The organism is Brevibacillus fortis (assembly GCF_046196545.1).
In the GTDB taxonomy this organism is placed as follows: Bacteria; Bacillota; Bacilli; order Brevibacillales; family Brevibacillaceae; genus Brevibacillus; species Brevibacillus fortis_A.
The window spans coordinates 3,609,177-3,625,979 of record NZ_CP176370.1 but is presented as its reverse complement, the minus strand read 5'-3'; the positions used below and the strand labels follow the sequence as shown (position 1 = coordinate 3,625,979).

Below are 16,803 nucleotides of genomic sequence, written 5' to 3'. Positions count from 1 at the left end.
ACCAACTTGTCAAACCCACTTACTATTATTGCCCATAATGTGATTGTAATGCACAGAACGTACGTTTGCAATAGAGAAGTTGATCAGGACGCTGATGAATTCCGACGAACCATGACTACGTAGCAGACAATGGCGCCAATCGTAGAAAGAGCAATGATGATCCCCATAGGTACTGCGGTATGTTCGCCGCTGATTCCCACAAGTGGAGCGACAATTCCACCGCTAATGAAGGATAGTAGCCCCTGGAGAGCAGATGCGCTTCCTGCCGCCTTACTTTGATTTTGCATGGCGAGAGAAAATCCTGTTGCGCCCACAATCCCTACACTGGATACGACAAAGAAAAGGGGAACGAGCACAGCAATAAGACCAGCTTGTAGGAGAATCATTCCCAGAAGGAGGATTCCGCCGACTCCTGCAATGGTAATCCCAGCAATGAACAAGGAAGTTTCTTTCACTTTACCTGCAAGCTTCCCTGTGATTTGACTCGCTATAATAATGCCTACACCATTCATCGCGAAAATGAGACTAAACGTTTGTGGAGACACTTCAAATATTTTTTGAAACACAAAGGGCGAACCGGCGATGTATGCAAACATGGCGGCTATCACTAGGCCCTGCGCGATGGCGTAACCCATAAAAACACGATCCTTCAGCAAGGTACCAAAGGTCGTCAGTGTATTGCCGATTCCCGCCTTGGAGCGGCGATCTTGTGGCAATGTTTCTGGAAGAGCAAGCAGCACGACGAGAAACATGATAGCGCCAATCAGACCCAGTACGACAAACACGCCGTGCCAGGTAGTAAATTGGAGGATTTGTCCCCCTACGATAGGTGCCGCGATCGGAGCGATCCCGTTAATGAGCATCAAGAGGGCAAAAAACTTCGTCAGCTCTGTCCCCGAGTACAAATCGCGAACCGTAGCGCGGGCGATAACAATTCCAGCAGATCCAGCAAGACCTTGTACGAAGCGAAGCAAGATGAACGTATAAATAGAGGGAGCTACCGCACACAAAAAGGAAGAGACCGCATACAAAATGAGCCCGATAATTAAAGGGGTTCTTCGACCGCGTACGTCGCTGATCGGCCCCGCAAACAATTGACCAATGGACAGTCCGAGCATGCATGCTGTCAAACTGAGTTGGGTCATGGAGGTGCTCGTCAGCAAATCATCGGCAAGCATAGGAAGTGCAGGTAAATACATATCTAGGGACAGTGGACCAAAAGCAGAAAGCGATCCTAGAATCGCCGCCATCCACAGCCGGCGTGATTTGTTGCCGGTTAGGGACGTGGAATCAAGTTCTTTTGCTAGATTATTCACGGCAAGTTGTCAAACCTTTCTCATTATTATTCAAGGAAAGAAGCTTTTTATAACTCAGAAGTGGGTTGCGTATTTTGCAAGTAAAAAGCTTGGAGGTTGCTGTGCATGCGATCGAGCAAGCCACGCAACACATCCTTTTCTTCCTCGGAGAATCCCATGAAGCAATTTTCCTCAATGACGCGTAATACTTCTTTGACATGCTTGGTAGCCATCCGACCTTTGTCGGTAAGATAAACGCGGGAGATACGTTGGTCCCGTTCATCTGCTCGGCGCTCGACAAGTCCCGATTTGGCCATTCGATTAATCATAACGGTAAGCGTAGCGGGCTTTACTCCGATTTTTCGGGCCAATTCTCTTTGAATCATCCCATCTTTTTCAATCAAGCGCATCAAGAGAATGGGCTGACCGGGATAGACGTCGTATTTTTGAATCAGAAATTCTACATTTTGCCGATGCATTTTCATTACATGCGACGCAGAATGGGTTAATGCGGTTGCATAACTGAACTCCACCAAAGTACCCCCAATTAATTAGTTTGCTAATGAATTTTCTGTTATAGACGTCCGGAAGTTAATGCCTCGTCCTATTATACAAAAACGATTGGGCTTCGTCATGAAAATGATTTGCAATTACGAGCTTTGGAAGGATACGCGGCATTCTTTGGAGAAGTAATGATGTCCTTGAAAATCGAATGAACAGGTTAGGTGAGACAAGATGATCATGAATGAAAAAATAAAAGCGGCAGTCGTTCAATTAACAGGGGTAAACGGGGAAGATCTCGGAATCATCTCCACAAAAGAAGCTCTTCAAATGGCAAAAGAACAGGGAGTGGACCTGGTATGTCTTTCTTTGGCTTCGAGTCCGCCGCCTTGTCAATTAGTGAATCGAACGAATTATAAGGAACAGGTCATCAAGGAAAACGCCAAAAACCGAAAAGCAGAAAAAGGCGTAAAAGTAAAAGAAATTCGTTTAAGTGCCTACATCGAAGACCATGATTACGATACGAAAAAAAGACAGGCAGAACGAATTCTTTCATCCGGGGATGCTCTTCAGTTGACTGTAAAACTGGAGAAAAAGGAAAGCCAGGAAGCCAAGCGGTTAATTGAGCAGCTCATCAAAGATCTGGCTCATTGCGGAAAACAGGATAAAGGGATTCAAGTAAGCGGCAAGCAAGTAGTTGCCAATCTATTGCCACTCTAATGACGAAAAGGGAGTAAGCGTATGCCTTTTACTTTTGCTCATCCGGCTATTGTACTGCCGTTACGCAAATGCAAGTGGTTTTCGTTCTCTGCCCTCGTCTTTGGCAGTATGGCACCCGATTTTGAGTATTTCTTCCGGATGCAGCCATTCAGCGTGTACAGTCACACCATGCTTGGATTGTGGCTGGTTGATTTGCCCATCGCGATCCTATTAGCGTTTTTGTACCAGTACGTGGTCAAAAAGCCGATGCTTGCACGTTTACCAGAGTGGATTGGACGAGGGCTGGACTACACAGACAAGGGTGGCAGAATGCCAGCGTGGCGAGCGGCAATTGTGTTTATGTACTCAGCGTTACTCGGTAGTTTGAGTCATATCGCATGGGATGCGTTTACCCATGACGGTGGACGTATGGTAGATCACTTCTTGATCTTGCAACAATCCATCTCGATCGCCCACTATAAGGTGCCTGTTTACAAGCTGCTACAGCACGGCAGTACCCTTTTCGGCGGCTTGGCTATTTTGTATGTCATTGCGCGAAGTGCGCACAAAAACAGACAGATCGTCATGAGACAGGTACCTGTCTTGGAAAAATGGTTGTTCTGGTTCGGGGTGGGGTTGTTTGGTATCGTGACGGTCTTTTTACACGCATTCCTGGTAAAAGGAATTTCACCCTTCGTCCATCCTTTGCAGCAAGTCGTCCCGTTTCTCTCGGGATCACTGCTTGGAATCGTGGTGCTCTGCTTCGCTTTGGACAGGCTCAGATTAAAAAAATAGGGCAGGGTGGCGGACAGATACTTCATCTCGCCAGAATGGGCTCTGTAGGTGTTGAGATGACGAAGCGTATAGTTTAATACGCAGAATCTCAAATATTACAGTTATAAAGTCTAAAATCCCTCATTTTGAGGGATTTTATTTTTTCTAAATTGAAAAATCCTCGGACTTCAAATTCATTAAATCATCACGAGTTGGGTCAGGAACTTTGAGCAATCTAACTGCTTGCACACGTATTGCCTTTTCAATATTATTTCGTACATATCTTGCATTACTGAAATTTACTTGAAACGGATCGCTCGTTACTGTTAGCAGTCTTCTCCTCAGTTTTTCACTTGCTTCAGCAGAAATTCTATACTCCTTGTTCTTTGCCATTACATTTGCAATTTCCATCAACTCATCCACCTCATAATCAGCAAAGTTGATGTGGACGGGAAAGCGTGAAGGCAGTCCCGGATTTAACTCAAGGAATGTATCCATTTCATCATTGTACCCTGCAATTATACAGACGAAATCATTGCCAAAGTCCTCAAGGCATTTTGTAAGACAGTCTACAGCCTCTTTTCCAAAATCTTTTTCACCGCCACGAGCTAATGAGTAGGCCTCATCGATAAACAGTATTCCTCCCATGGCTTTCTTAACAAGATCACGAGTCTTTTGTGCCGTGTGCCCAATAAATTCACCAACGAGATCTGCACGTTCAACTTCGGTTAGATGGCCCTTAGTTAAAACACCCATTTCCTTAAAAATCTTTCCGAAAAGGCGTGCAATTGTTGTTTTCCCAGTACCGGGATTTCCTTTAAACACCATATGGAAAACTTGTTTCTCAATTTTAAGACCGTGTCGTTCCCTTGCTTTATTCATTTTGATGAGCGCATAAATTTCATAAATCGTTTTCTTGGCTTCATGTAAACCAATCAGGCTTTCTAATTCTTCAAAAACAGTTGTTAAATTTGAACTCGACGTGGTACGAACTATTTCAGGTAAAGTATTTAGCTGCTTAACACTTACTGGTCGATTGAATACAACTTGAATTCGATTATTACTACTTGAAGATTCGAGCACCTCAGTTTGAGGAATGGCTCCTGCTTGCTTCACATGTTTCACCTGCCTTGACCATCATACAGAAAGTATACTCAGGAACATCGGAAAATCTGCCAATTTTTGAGGAGTTTATGCCAAAAGAGGAATGGAAAAAGTACTTTTCTTCCAGGAAGAAAACAGCAAAGTATCGAGGAGTGTGCTTTAACAAAGTTTCTGGTAAATTTCTGGCTCAAATTTATGATATAAGAAAAAGCGTTAAAATTGGTGAGTTTGAAACAGTGAAAGAGGCGGCTATGGCGTATAATCAAAAGGCAATTGAGTTAAACGGAAATAAAGTGAAATTAAGCGTTTATTAAATAAGAATAGGCACCTGATAAACAAGCGCCTTGGGAAACTAGAAAGGTAAAGGTAGGGATTGCAATGAAAAAAACTTTAACCTTACTTTTAGCCACATTACTCATGTCTGGATGTGCGACTAGTAACAATGAGACTGAAAGACAAACAATAACTGGATACGTCATTGAAAAAGATACTGAAAAAAACGTCTCTTAGTCATAGAAAATGATGAAACTAAGACGAACGACAGTACAAACTATGAAGCAGAGTGGTACTTCCAAAAAGAAGAAGCAGTCTTCCAAGATAGCAGGGGCAATAACATTTCCTTTGATAAAATTGAAGTAGGACAAATGGTATCTACATGGTCAGCGACACCATCCGCGCAGTCATACCCCAGTTCAGCAAAACTCAGTAAACTTGTAATTAATGAAGAAAGCAAAAATCCTATTAATCAAATGGATGAAAAAAAGGCTATTCAACACGCAATCAATTTTTTAAAGAGCAAACATGATGACGGAATCATTATTAAAAGTGCAAATGGACAGAAGGATTATTGGCAGATTAAAGCAACAGATTATGATAATGAAGAAGAATCTATTCTACAAATTAATGCACAAACGGGAGAAGTAAAAGAAGTTTGACTCCCTGTTGCAATACGGAAACGACCATTACTCGGCGAGGGAAGAGTGATGGTCGTTTGGTTTCTTCAATGCTCCCATTCAAATTTCCATAATATGATATAATCTTCCAAAATAAAAGAACTCCATCAAACAAGCGGAGGAACAAGATGGAACAAAAGAAATATACGGACGTTATACGTCTCGGCCATCAAACGACAGAAGGTGTATTTAAAGAAGGGGATTTCATTATCATTCAAGAAAAGCTTGATGGAGCGAATGGAAGCTTTCGATACGATGAAGAAACGAACAGCATCCGGGCATTCTCTCGAAATATGGAATTGCATGAGGAAGAGAACCTGCACGGCTTTTTTCAATGGACGCAACAGCTCCCGAAAGAGAAAATCGTGGCGGGCATGGTTTATTTCGGAGAGTGGTTGAATCCGCATAAAATCAAATATCCTCAGTATGAAAAACAATTCTTTTTATTTGATATGTACGATACCGCTGCCTGCGAATATGTGGATTTCGCTATCGTGGAAAGGGAAGGACAGCGACTTGGCTTGCAACTCGTGCCGGTCTTTTATCAGGGGGAATACCAAGGGGAAGAGCATCTCAGATCGTTTGTCGGTAAAACAGCGCTAGGTGGCAAGCTCCGGGATGAAGAAATCGGTGAGGGCATCGTCGTGAAAAATGCCGATTATCGGGATCGTTTTGGACGACAGTTATTTGTCAAAATCGTCACGGATGTATTTAGTGAAGTCAATCGTCAAAAGCCAACGAAAGACCCGAATCAACCGAAATCGGAAGAAGTGTTGTTTGTTGAGCGGTATGTGACGCTCGCCCGTGTGGAGAAGTTTCTCTACAAATTGATTGACGAAGGCCTACTGGAAGAGACATTTGGCGTAAAAGACATGGGGGTTATACTGAAAAATCTGAATGTCAGCATTTATGAAGATCTCCTCAAGGAAGAGGCTGATGCCTTGCCTGATGGATATGATGAAAAGGAACTCCGCAAAGCGATTAGCAAAGTGATTCCGCTTTTCGTTAAGGAGATTTTCTCAGAGAAAGCGGCAGGTAACCCGTGACACAAGTTGATTTCAGTTGGGTGCCCCGCTGCCGTAACGTTTTGGGCAAAATGTGGTATGATAGTCATGAAGGGGCGTGAATCGGTGAACGATCTGATCAAAACGAAAGAAACAGCCATACTGGTTGGTTGCTATTTAGATAACCGCGATGAAGAAAGAACCCGTCTTTCCATGGAAGAATTGCATGAGCTGGCCAATACTGCTGGTGTAGAAGTACTGGACGTCATCACGCAAAATCGGGACCGGGTTGATTCTGCCTGGTATTTGGGGACAGGAAAAATTGATGAAATCGCGCAGAGGGCTGAAGAGCTGGATGTGGACGTCATCATTTTCAACGATGAGTTGTCTCCGAGTCAGACTCGTAATTTGGATAAAGTTTTTGATTGCAAAGTGATTGATCGCACGCAGCTCATTTTGGATATTTTCGCAGGACGTGCACAGTCGCGTGAAGGGAAAATCCAGGTAGAGCTGGCGCAGTACAACTACTTGCTGCCGAGGCTTGCCGGGCAAGGAAAACAGCTTTCCCGTCTCGGAGGCGGTATCGGTACGCGTGGTCCAGGTGAAACCAAGCTGGAAAGCGATCGTCGCCATATTCGCAAGCGGATCAGTGAACTCAAGCAGCAATTGGAGGATACCGTTCGGACGAGACAATTGCATCGGGAGCGTCGGAAGAAAAACAATGTGTTCCAGATTGCGTTGGTCGGCTATACGAACGCTGGGAAGTCGACGATCCTTAACAAGCTTACGAATGCAAACACGTTGCAGGAAGACAAACTGTTTGCCACTTTGGACCCGACGACCAGGCAATTGGAGTTGCCGAGTGGACAGGATGTTCTATTAACGGATACGGTTGGTTTTATTCAAGACTTGCCTACGAGTCTGGTCGCTGCATTCCGTTCGACGCTGGAAGGCGTAAAGGAAGCAGACCTTATCCTGCATGTGGTGGATAGTCATCACCCTGATTTCCAAGTACACATGGAAGTCGTAGATAAGATTTTGCGCGAGCTAAAAGCAGAAGAAATTCCGCAGCTAGTCGTTTTTAACAAGGCAGATATGCTCACAGAGGGCTCTTACTTGCCGCGTGCAGACGAATCGATTCTGATTTCTGCGATGCGGGAAAATGACCTGAAGCAACTGCTCTCCCGGATTGAGTCATTTGCTCTGCAATCTTTCAATGAGATGAAGCTACGCGTTCCTGTCGAGCGTGGAGACATTCTCTCCCTTTTGCATCGGGATGGGGTAGAGATGGAGCAAGAATTTAATGAAGAGGAAGCGGCCTACTTGATCACCGTCCGAGTGAACAAGGATAATCCGATATACGGCAGGATTGCTCCTTTCCTCCTGGATAAACCAGAGACTGTTGAAGAGAGTTGGTAAGTAACAGATGTTTTCATATTTTTCCCATGGAGAAAAGCTTCGCCCCCTCGTAATGGAGGTGGAAGCGACGATCTCAGAGAGACATCGTCAAATTTCCGCTTTGGTGGATACGAATCAACTGAAAGTATTGCGTTCTTTCCAAAAGCATGAAGTCAATGAATTTCATTTTTCAACATCCACAGGCTATGGCTACGATGATTCCGGACGTGCAACGCTGGAATCGATTTATGCCGAAGTGTTTGGTGGAGAAGCGGCTCTGGTCCGCAACCATATCATCTCGGGTACGCATGCGATTGCGATTTCTTTGTTTGGCATTCTTCGTCCAGGCGATGATCTTCTCTATATTACGGGCAAACCATACGATACGCTGGAAGAAGTAGTGGGTGTGCGCGGCGAAGGGCAAGGCTCACTCAAGGATTACGGCATCGGTTATAGCTACGTGCCTTTGACGCCAGAAGGTGAAATTGATTTTGTGGCAGTAGCACAAGCGATTACGCCAAAGACGAAGGTCATCGGGATTCAACGTTCGCGAGGCTATGCAGATCGACCTTCTTTCACCATTGCGAAAATCAAAGAAATGATACGGGTTGTAAAAGAAATCAAGCCTGATCTGATCGTCTTTGTAGACAACTGCTACGGAGAGTTCACGGAGGAGCAAGAGCCATTGCACGTAGGTGCAGACATCATGGCAGGCTCACTCATCAAAAACCCGGGTGGCGGCTTGGTCAAAACAGGCGGTTATATAGTGGGACGCGAGGATTTGGTTCAGCTTGCTTCATATCGGATGGCAGCACCTGGAATTGGCGCAGAGGGTGGTGCATCGCTCTACTCGCTACTGGAGATGTACCAAGGCTTTTTCTTGGCTCCACACGTAGTGGGAGAAGCTTTAAAGGGAGCGGTGTTCTCTTCGGCAATGCTGGAGCGTTTGGGCTTCAAAACAAATCCACTGTGGCATGAGCCGCGGACAGACCTGATTCAATCCGTGGAATTCGGCAGTGCTGAACGACTGATCACGTTTTGCCAAGGGATACAGAAAGCAGCACCAGTTGATTCACACGTCACTCCGTATCCAAGCGAAATGCCTGGATACGCTGATCCTGTGATTATGGCAGCAGGTACGTTTATTCAAGGGGCGAGCATCGAATTCTCGGCAGATGGCCCGATTCGTCCACCTTACTTGGGCTTCGTTCAAGGCGGGTTGACGTACTCTCACGTAAAAGTGGGGATTTTGACGGCGTTGAATGGGATGCTGGAAAAAGGCTTACTGGAAATACCGGGTGAATAGGATAAAAGCGTAAGGAAATGGCGGCATTCTCTGGATGATGGAGGATGTCGTTTTTCAATGTAATAAAACTGTACATAACTTTCTGTGTAATATTATCTAACATCTATTGACAGGGATTTTGTTATAAAATAGAATAAGATTAAGAAATACGAAACAGGAGGGACAAGTCATGAGTGATGACCTTCGCCGGAATATGGCCCTCTTTCCCATTGGGATCGTCATGAAGCTGACGGATCTCACTGCGAGGCAAATCCGTTATTACGAACAAAACGACTTGATTCAGCCCGCCCGCACAGAAGGGAAGCAGAGGCTCTTTTCTTTCAACGACGTAGATCGCTTGTTGGAGATCAAGGCTCTGATTGAAAAAGGACTGAATATTGCAGGGATCAAGCAAGTCCTGCAAATGCAAGAGCCTGCTATGGAACAAACAGAGATTACCACCACGTCCGAAGAGAAACGCAAGGACATGTCCGACAAAGAGCTGCATCAGCTCCTAAGGCAACAGATTATGTATCGCGATGCCACTCGCCATGGCGAGGGTGCATTGATACGTGGAGAGCTTTCCCGCTTTTTCCACTAGATAGAAAGCCGATATAGAGACAGGAGGAGAGAAATGTGAGCAAGTTTACAAGAGAAGACATCATGCGCATGGCCCAAGAAGAGGACGTAAGGTACATCCGACTGCAGTTTACCGACCTGATGGGGATCATTAAAAACGTAGAAATCCCGCTGTCCCAATTGCCGAAAGCACTCGATGGCAAAATGATGTTTGATGGTTCTTCCATCGAAGGCTTCGTTCGCATCGAGGAATCCGACATGTATCTGGTACCTGATCTGGATACATGGGTTGTATTCCCGTGGGGCAATGAATTTGGTAAAATTGCACGTCTGATCTGTGATATCCACATGCCAGATGGCTCTCCATTCGAAGGAGATCCGCGCTACATCCTGAAGCGTGCCTTGAAAGAAGCCGAAGAAATGGGCTTCACAGCATTCAACGTAGGTCCAGAGCCTGAGTTTTTCTTGTTCAAACTGGATGCAAAAGGCGAGCCTACACTGGATCTGAACGACCAAGGCGGATACTTCGACTTTGCTCCACTCGACTCCGGTGAAAACTGCCGTCGTGATATCGTATTGACGTTGGAAAAAATGGGCTTTGAAGTGGAAGCATCTCACCACGAGGTAGCTCCAGGTCAACACGAAATCGACTTCAAGTATGCAAATGCACTCCAAGCAGCTGACCAAATTTTGACGTTCAAACTGGTTGTTAAAACCATCGCGCAAAAACACGGTCTGCATGCGACCTTCATGCCAAAACCGCTGTACGGTGTAGCTGGTTCCGGTATGCACGCGAACCAATCGCTGTTCCGTGGTAAAGAAAATGCTTTCTATGACGAGTCCGATGTAATGGGACTGAGCCAAACAGCGAAGCATTACCTGGCAGGTATTTTGCAGCATGCGCGTAGCTTTACTGCGATCACGAATCCGCTCGTAAACTCTTACAAGCGTTTGGTTCCTGGTTACGAGGCTCCTTGCTACGTAGCTTGGTCTGCGAAAAACCGTTCTCCATTGATCCGTATCCCTGCTTCCAGAGGCTTGAGCACGCGTATTGAAGTACGCAGCCCAGACCCTGCAACCAACCCATACTTGGCGCTGGCAGTTATGCTGAAAGCTGGTTTGGACGGAATCAAAAACAAGCTTACGCCACCACCTGCTATTGATCGCAACATCTACGTGATGACCGAGCAAGACCGCGAAGCAAACGGAATCGAGAACTTGCCTGCTACTTTGAAGGAAGCAATCGAGTGCCTGAAAGCAGATCCGGTGATTTGCGAAGCATTGGGCGAGCATGCATTGGTACACTTTATTGAAGCGAAAGAAATTGAGTGGGATATGTTCCGCACACGCGTTCACGATTGGGAGCGCGAGCAATACATGACTGCTTATTAATAAGCGAAACCCCTTGCGCCTGTAGGTGTAAGGGGTTTTTTCAATTTGTGGGTGCTGCTGTAAAACGTTTCACCCACAAACGCACCCACAAATTACTCATAAATGTTCTGCATATGGTCTTCAAATTTTCTCATGTTGTCGCTTTCGAGATTTGCATGCTGCCATGACCTAGACGCTCTTGAATATATTTCATATCCGCACAAGTTCCATGAGTCAGACTGCGTGAGTATATCTTAATGAGTGGATAGCTATTGAGGGAATGTTCATTTTTTTTAACGTTCGTGAAAAGGCGTTAAACAAAGTAGATTTCGGTATGAAATTTCCATCTTTCCTGCACAATACGAGATGTAGATCATGATAGCAAGCAATTTAACAAACTGCCCATTTTAATAAGGTTCCATATGGTTGACTCTAAATGGATCGCAGGCTTTCACATAACGGGACAAGCCGTTTGAGGCTTTTCGAATCGCATGATGATTCACCCAGTTCGCATCTTCATTTTCTCACGCCCATCCTTCCGGATATACCACCTGCGTTTATGAAAGGAGATGGACCTGTAATTCTGGGCCAATCTGATGATTCGTTTACGAGTAAGTGATGCTGGTTTTGAAGATAAGCTTTTGTTAAGGGAACTTCTTACAACCAGATGACCGGGGTAGTGAGCTTTCACGAAGTTACCGTAAGTTTCGAACTCGGAGAAGCCGGCATAACTCTGCTTGTTGGTTTTCTTGATAATCGCCCAGTACCATCTAGTCTTATGCCTAGCCTCAATTTTAGATTTCAGCCGGGAGAGCTTCGATTTGTCGAACAGCATATAGTGGGCAACGAAAGAGCGCGAAGCGGTTGCCTTGGTTCCCATTAATTTCTTATAGGTGCGAAAATACTCGGGACGACTCCAGTTACGGCAGTAAAAAACGGTTTTCCCGTTGACAAGAAAAACATGAGGGCGGATGAGAATGGTGTCGGCGTCAATCACAAGATAATACCTTTGCTTGGTCAAGTTTCCTCCCGCCAGCTTCAACAATTGTTGGAGCAGCCAGCCAGAGCGATTGGTGCGTTTGGTTTGGTAGTGAATGTCTTTTTTTGTAATCGGTAGGACGCGTTTTTCATTGATGAAGGTGCAGTTTTTACGCCGGCAAAGGGCTTGGATTCGTTTGCTTGGTGGCGAAACAACCATGATCTTACCGACCGGATGCTTCACTTGCTTACGGATACTGTCAATGACATAGGGAAGAGTGCCAAGGTCTTTCTCAATAGCTGGGATTAGGACATCAATTTTAATAGAGCTGTTGAAGGTGCTTTTCGCTGAACGTGTCAACTTCTCAACTCCTTTTCGCTAAGCAGTTTCAAGCATATGTGTCTGAACGGGTCGGCCAGAGTGTCCGACTTTCCAGATAGGATATGATTTTCTTCCTTAGGGTGAATATGACAGATATGGAAATCCTGCAAAATGGGTGTTTGTCTGCTGGTTTAATAAATCAGTAAAAATGGAAAGAACCCCGTTCTTAGTAGACGGGGAAAGAGTAGGACAATTTCTTATACTTCCAAGCCTAACTTTTCGACGAGAAAATTTCCATTTTCTATTGTCAGTACACGTTTTTCAAATTTATAATCCCAACCATTTTGTAGAGCATGCTTTACTATTTTAGCGCATATACCTGGCGTACAAAAATTGGCATACCAACTTATCGGCCAAGAAAAAAAGATTATGACGTATGATGTTTTAGTTCTTGCTGGATAGATAGTAAATCTAATGTTATCGCGGTTATAAGTTTGGTCAATAACACAATGAAATAAAGAACCATCAACTACGACCTTTTTTACTTCTTTTGTAAACGCCTTAATAGAGTATTCCCCCTCATAATTAGACAGTCTACCATCTGGGATATTTTACCATGCACGATACTTCTTGGAATATGTTCTGAACTTAGTAAAAATGATGCTTCAAATGGATTTGATCAATGACTTCATCAACGAGTGCGAGGGCATGTGCGGCGTTTAACAAAATGCTTAATATGCTAATTAGGTCTTTACATTATTCGTAGTATTTGGATGCCTCTAAGATTTTAGCGAAAGCTTCCAAAGAAGGGGTGTCTGGTGCTAAGTGGGTTTCCAGCGAAGCAGCCATCGATTCGAGATAATGACTTAGTGAGACATTTTCCCAATCTGGATTATTTTCTAACTCAGCGAGCGATCTTTAATCAAAATCGATAAGGTCCTGCTTTGTATATGCTTGTCCATTTTTTGACCAACGTCCATACGAGGTCCTCCACAAATTGTAACGATGGTTCAATGTTATATAAATACAGGTTTGATGGGAAGTAGAAGCCATTTTATTTAACAAACTGTGTATTAAGTAATGAGTGAAATGCCCTGGCTCATGTTTACGATGCTGGATCGAGTAAGAATATTATGCTACTTTGAAACTTTGAGCTAACGTACAATCATACACAACGGCTTTTTTACTTTATAGATAGGGCAAAACTTTAGCTTTATAGCGTTGTAGCGGTGCCTCATATAGCCGTTTAATAATTATTTCTGTTACCTTTATATATTTACATAATCTTCGTTATTGGAAGTGAAATGAGCTTACACATCCAAGCTGTTGATGATAGCTAATATTTGATGATCTGTCCATTTGCCATTAATCTTTATATTTTCTTTAGCTATACCTTCTTTTTTAAACCCTACCTTTTCTAATACACGAATAGATGCTATATTGTCAGGCATAGCTCCTGCTTCAATTCTATGTAGTTTTAATTCTCTAAAAGCAAAGTCTACAACAAGTTGAAGAGCTTCTGTTGTATAGCCCTTTGCATTATACTCCTTATCTAAAGAAAATCCCGTAGTACAGCTTTGGACGTTTCCCCTAACAATTTGAGTTAATGAAATGTCTCCGATAAGTTTATCAGTTGCTTTTAAAAAGATTCCAAAAGCATATACTTGCCCTTCATCTGTCTTTTTTAATACCTGTTCAATGCGTATTTTTTGATGTTCTTCTGTATAAAAGGCTTCTGGGAGTAATGGGCAAACTCGTTGAAAAAATTCGCGATTTCTAGTATGTAATTTAGCTAACTCGCTGGCGTCAGAAATCTTGTAAAGTCGAAGATATATTTGTTGTCCTACTAGTTTCATAATAAAATCCCTCCGATATCCTCTTTTTTAGGCTTGGTTTCCTTATCCCGAATTCCATCCGTGATCGCCGTTCTCTTTTTTCCACATTGTACCACTCGTCTGAGTTTTACAGAATAAGTATTTGCACGTTCGCATGTTGCTCACATATAATAGGAACAAATGTTCGTAAAAGGATGATTTCTATGCAGACAATCAAAACAGTGATTGATGGCCAACTCCAAGCTGTTCCGGTTTTAACTCCAAAGCATCTCAAAGCTATAAGCAAAATCCACACAGGTGGTAGCCCAGGATGCGCTCCTGACATTCTCCGTGATTTGATAGAGGCTGGATTGGTGGAGGAGACTGCAAATGAGCTTGTTGTATGAGCATCACTATGAGCCTGTAAGGACTTCGTTACCCCATATTGATCCAGACTCGCTTGCTGAAATGCTTGTGATCGTCTATGACTCAGTACGCCATGATTTTGCGATTGAGGTTAGCTGGTTTGAAGATTGTATTCGTAGGGAATGGGGAGTGATTAAGAACATCGACCGTGAAGAACGGAAAATCAAACTAATACGGGACGATGGCTGCTGGTGGATTCCTATCGATAATTTACTTAAGTTGAGCGGGTGTAGTAGACGATGATACAACCTGACCAATGGCGAGATGTACTACACATGAAACGATCTTGTATGGCATGCTGTTTAAGGCTATCGCCCTTGATACAGAAAGCCTTAATCAGGATCAGCTCAAAATGTCATACCGCCTCATGCTCGATACCGTATCGATGTGGGCTGAGCGAAAACATCACGAATATCGGTGCCAGTTTGGGAGGATGGGTTCATGTCCAGAAGACAACTGATGGTTTTCTATACTCTGTAGTTGTAACTGTCCGTGGCAGACAGGAAGAATGCCTCTACAGCGTGTCGCACCTCAAAGCTGAATGTCAGGTACGGCTTAACAATTATCTGTACGACGCCAAGCAGCGAGCGAAGTAATTACCAGTATTTATACATGAAATCATTTCAATAGCAAGTCGATAATAATTGTGTAATCTAGTATAGGTTCACTTGGGGATAAAGCGTACGACTCAATCTGTGCAGATGAGTCTGCGCTATTTTTTTGTGGCAAGAGAAGGTATGGATACCTATATATACTTGTAGTAAATACTGAGCTGATAACCTACTATATTGATAAGAACTTTTTTTATTCACGTACTACTTCTTGTGTACCCCAATTTGCTTAAAGCAGTTGGGGACTTTTTTGTTTCGAGGTGACCACATGTATATTTCTGCTATGCTGCTTGAGCAAGCGGATAAACCATTTTCGGACAAACGCTACGTCCTGGGCACTCCCCAGCGACCATTTTAGGCTTGGTTTCCTCATCGCGGGGAACTTCTGTAAGAAAAAAGAGGCTGTCCTAAAAGTCGAAAGACCATAGGACAACCTCTTTTCTTTACTTATGCACAACATCAATAAAAATCATTGACATATGGGCTCGAATATGTGATTATCTTCTCTGTCACTTATAATGATAATCATTATCAAGTGCTGCTTCACACCAAACATCACGTAACAAGGAGAAATGAGCATATGAAAAAAGGAACACGAATCATACTTGCCTGCTTGGTTGCAGTAGTCACAGCCATATCGGCGGGTTGCGGAAGCAGCCAAACAGCTTCGGAAGCAACCAAGAAGCCTGAAACACGCGTAGTCAAGCATCTGATGGGGGAAGTGACGATCCCGGCGGAACCAAAGCGGATTGCAGACGTATCGGGAGCAGCGGAGGAACTTTTAATTTTGGGACACAAGCCTGTTGCTACGGCCAATACATATAAGACAAAAATCATGTCCCACGTAACGGATAAGTTGACAGATGTAAAAACGGTCGGCTGGATGTGGGATGACTCCATCAATTTGGAAGCTGTGGTAGAAACAAAGCCAGACCTGATTATTATGAATAACCGCCAGCAAAAGATGTACGAGCAACTTTCCAAAATTGCACCGACTGTCGTACTGGAGACAGACATGGATAAATGGCGTGATAAGTTTAAAGAAATCGGCCGCCTGTTTGGACAAGAAGAGGACGTGAACAAATGGCTGGCTGGCTATGACGAGAAGACGAAAGGGATGCGCGAGCAACTCAAGCAAGCATACGGCGACCAGACCTTTATGTTCCTGGCCGTAACGCCTAAATTGTTCCGCGTGTACGGAAATTATGGATATGCAGATATCTTGTTCTCTGACCTCGGCCTGAAGCCGGCAGCAGGGACACCTACGGATAAAACAATGGAAATGATCGAGCTGGAAGGATTGACGAAGTTTCAACCAGACCATATGTTCCTGGTCAATTTCGGCGGAAAAGCAGATGAAGTATACGCAGAACTGAAAAAGAGCCCCGTATGGAAAAGCAACAAGGCAGTTCAACAAGGCCATCTCTATGAGGTAACCAATGAAACATTCAATATCAAAGCCTTTGGCCCAATTGGAAAGGAAATGCTCTTAGAGGAGATTGGCAGCATGTTGCTGAAAAAGCAATAATGATGCGATCACACGAAAGATAGGGCAGGCCGGAAAGTCCGTTTTTACTTCCCGTTTGAGGAAAAGTTGCTTCCTAACGTGAACTTCCTTATTGTGGCCTTAGGACCTATCCACTCCAAAGACGGGTATTCTCCTAATCACTTTCCTAAAAGCTAATCGGG

Annotated in this window: 17 protein-coding genes and 1 pseudogene; 12 read left to right on the top strand and 6 right to left on the bottom strand. The window is 44.0% G+C overall.

The annotated features are described in order from the left end of the window. Positions 1-83: 83 nt before the first annotated feature. Together ACKKE8_RS17840 and ACKKE8_RS17835 are read right to left on the bottom strand one after the other, a co-directional pair. Positions 84-1,316, bottom strand: a complete 1,233-nt coding sequence (locus ACKKE8_RS17840) for a multidrug effflux MFS transporter (RefSeq protein ID WP_409174248.1) — start codon at positions 1,314-1,316, stop codon at positions 84-86. Positions 1,317-1,363: 47 nt separating this feature from the next. Further along, on the bottom strand, positions 1,364-1,831 hold the full coding sequence (locus tag ACKKE8_RS17835; RefSeq protein WP_409174247.1) for a MarR family winged helix-turn-helix transcriptional regulator: 468 nt from the start codon (positions 1,829-1,831) through the stop codon (positions 1,364-1,366). Positions 1,832-2,030: 199 nt separating this feature from the next. Here ACKKE8_RS17835 and infC point away from each other — a divergent pair, with 199 nt between their 5' ends. Next, positions 2,031-2,516, top strand: a complete 486-nt coding sequence (gene infC / locus ACKKE8_RS17830) for a translation initiation factor IF-3 (protein WP_409174246.1) — start codon at positions 2,031-2,033, stop codon at positions 2,514-2,516. Positions 2,517-2,537: 21 nt separating this feature from the next. Further along, entirely contained in the window at positions 2,538-3,290 is a 753-nt protein-coding gene (locus ACKKE8_RS17825; RefSeq protein WP_409174245.1) for a DUF4184 family protein, read from the top strand. Positions 3,291-3,434: 144 nt separating this feature from the next. On the opposite strand, the gene ACKKE8_RS17820 is transcribed toward ACKKE8_RS17825, so the two are convergent. After that, on the bottom strand, positions 3,435-4,385 hold the full coding sequence (locus tag ACKKE8_RS17820) for an AAA family ATPase (RefSeq protein ID WP_409174244.1): 951 nt from the start codon (positions 4,383-4,385) through the stop codon (positions 3,435-3,437). 77 nt (positions 4,386-4,462) lie between these two features. Between ACKKE8_RS17820 and ACKKE8_RS17815 the strand changes: the two genes are divergently transcribed. From ACKKE8_RS17815 to glnA, 7 genes are all read left to right on the top strand, one after another. After that, on the top strand, positions 4,463-4,687 hold the full coding sequence (locus tag ACKKE8_RS17815) for an AP2 domain-containing protein (protein ID WP_409174243.1): 225 nt from the start codon (positions 4,463-4,465) through the stop codon (positions 4,685-4,687). A 198-nt stretch (positions 4,688-4,885) separates the two neighbouring features. Beyond that, complete coding sequence (locus ACKKE8_RS17810) at positions 4,886-5,308, top strand: hypothetical protein (RefSeq protein WP_409179154.1); 423 nt, start codon at positions 4,886-4,888, stop codon at positions 5,306-5,308. A 146-nt stretch (positions 5,309-5,454) separates the two neighbouring features. Beyond that, a complete protein-coding gene (locus ACKKE8_RS17805) occupies positions 5,455-6,372 on the top strand; it encodes an RNA ligase family protein (RefSeq protein ID WP_409174242.1) in 918 nt (305 codons plus the stop codon). Between the two features lie 84 nt (positions 6,373-6,456). Further along, positions 6,457-7,749, top strand: a complete 1,293-nt coding sequence (gene hflX / locus ACKKE8_RS17800) for a GTPase HflX (protein ID WP_409174241.1) — start codon at positions 6,457-6,459, stop codon at positions 7,747-7,749. A 7-nt stretch (positions 7,750-7,756) separates the two neighbouring features. Then, positions 7,757-9,034 (top strand): methionine gamma-lyase family protein, encoded by a 1,278-nt coding sequence (locus tag ACKKE8_RS17795; RefSeq protein WP_007719088.1) that lies wholly within the window; start codon positions 7,757-7,759, stop codon positions 9,032-9,034. A gap of 169 nt (positions 9,035-9,203) precedes the next feature. Next, positions 9,204-9,614, top strand: coding sequence for a MerR family transcriptional regulator (locus tag ACKKE8_RS17790; RefSeq protein ID WP_015891641.1), 411 nt, complete (start codon positions 9,204-9,206; stop codon positions 9,612-9,614). Positions 9,615-9,649: 35 nt separating this feature from the next. Then, positions 9,650-10,984: a type I glutamate--ammonia ligase gene (gene glnA, locus ACKKE8_RS17785; RefSeq protein ID WP_007719084.1), complete on the top strand. Its 1,335-nt coding sequence runs from the start codon at positions 9,650-9,652 to the stop codon at positions 10,982-10,984. Between the two features lie 92 nt (positions 10,985-11,076). On the opposite strand, the pseudogene ACKKE8_RS17780 reads toward glnA, so the two are convergent. The 3 genes and pseudogenes from ACKKE8_RS17780 to ACKKE8_RS17770 all read right to left on the bottom strand — a co-directional run. Next, positions 11,077-11,341: pseudogene (locus tag ACKKE8_RS17780) on the bottom strand (site-specific integrase); the annotation flags it as partial. 121 nt (positions 11,342-11,462) lie between these two features. Then, on the bottom strand, positions 11,463-12,302 hold the full coding sequence (locus ACKKE8_RS17775; protein ID WP_409174240.1) for a DUF6492 family protein: 840 nt from the start codon (positions 12,300-12,302) through the stop codon (positions 11,463-11,465). Between the two features lie 1,271 nt (positions 12,303-13,573). Beyond that, positions 13,574-14,119 carry a GNAT family N-acetyltransferase gene (locus tag ACKKE8_RS17770; protein WP_409174239.1) on the bottom strand — a complete coding sequence of 182 codons (546 nt, stop codon included), beginning with the start codon at positions 14,117-14,119 and terminating at the stop codon, positions 13,574-13,576. Between the two features lie 182 nt (positions 14,120-14,301). Between ACKKE8_RS17770 and ACKKE8_RS17765 the strand changes: the two genes are divergently transcribed. The 3 genes from ACKKE8_RS17765 (at position 14,302) to ACKKE8_RS17755 (ending at position 16,642) form a co-directional block, all read left to right on the top strand. Continuing rightward, on the top strand, positions 14,302-14,484 hold the full coding sequence (locus ACKKE8_RS17765; RefSeq protein ID WP_409174238.1) for a hypothetical protein: 183 nt from the start codon (positions 14,302-14,304) through the stop codon (positions 14,482-14,484). Next, a complete protein-coding gene (locus ACKKE8_RS17760; protein WP_409174237.1) occupies positions 14,468-14,746 on the top strand; it encodes a YolD-like family protein in 279 nt (92 codons plus the stop codon). Before ACKKE8_RS17765 ends, ACKKE8_RS17760 begins: the two co-directional genes overlap by 17 nt. 948 nt (positions 14,747-15,694) lie before the next feature. Next, positions 15,695-16,642: an ABC transporter substrate-binding protein gene (locus tag ACKKE8_RS17755; RefSeq protein ID WP_409174236.1), complete on the top strand. Its 948-nt coding sequence runs from the start codon at positions 15,695-15,697 to the stop codon at positions 16,640-16,642. Positions 16,643-16,803: the final 161 nt, after the last annotated feature.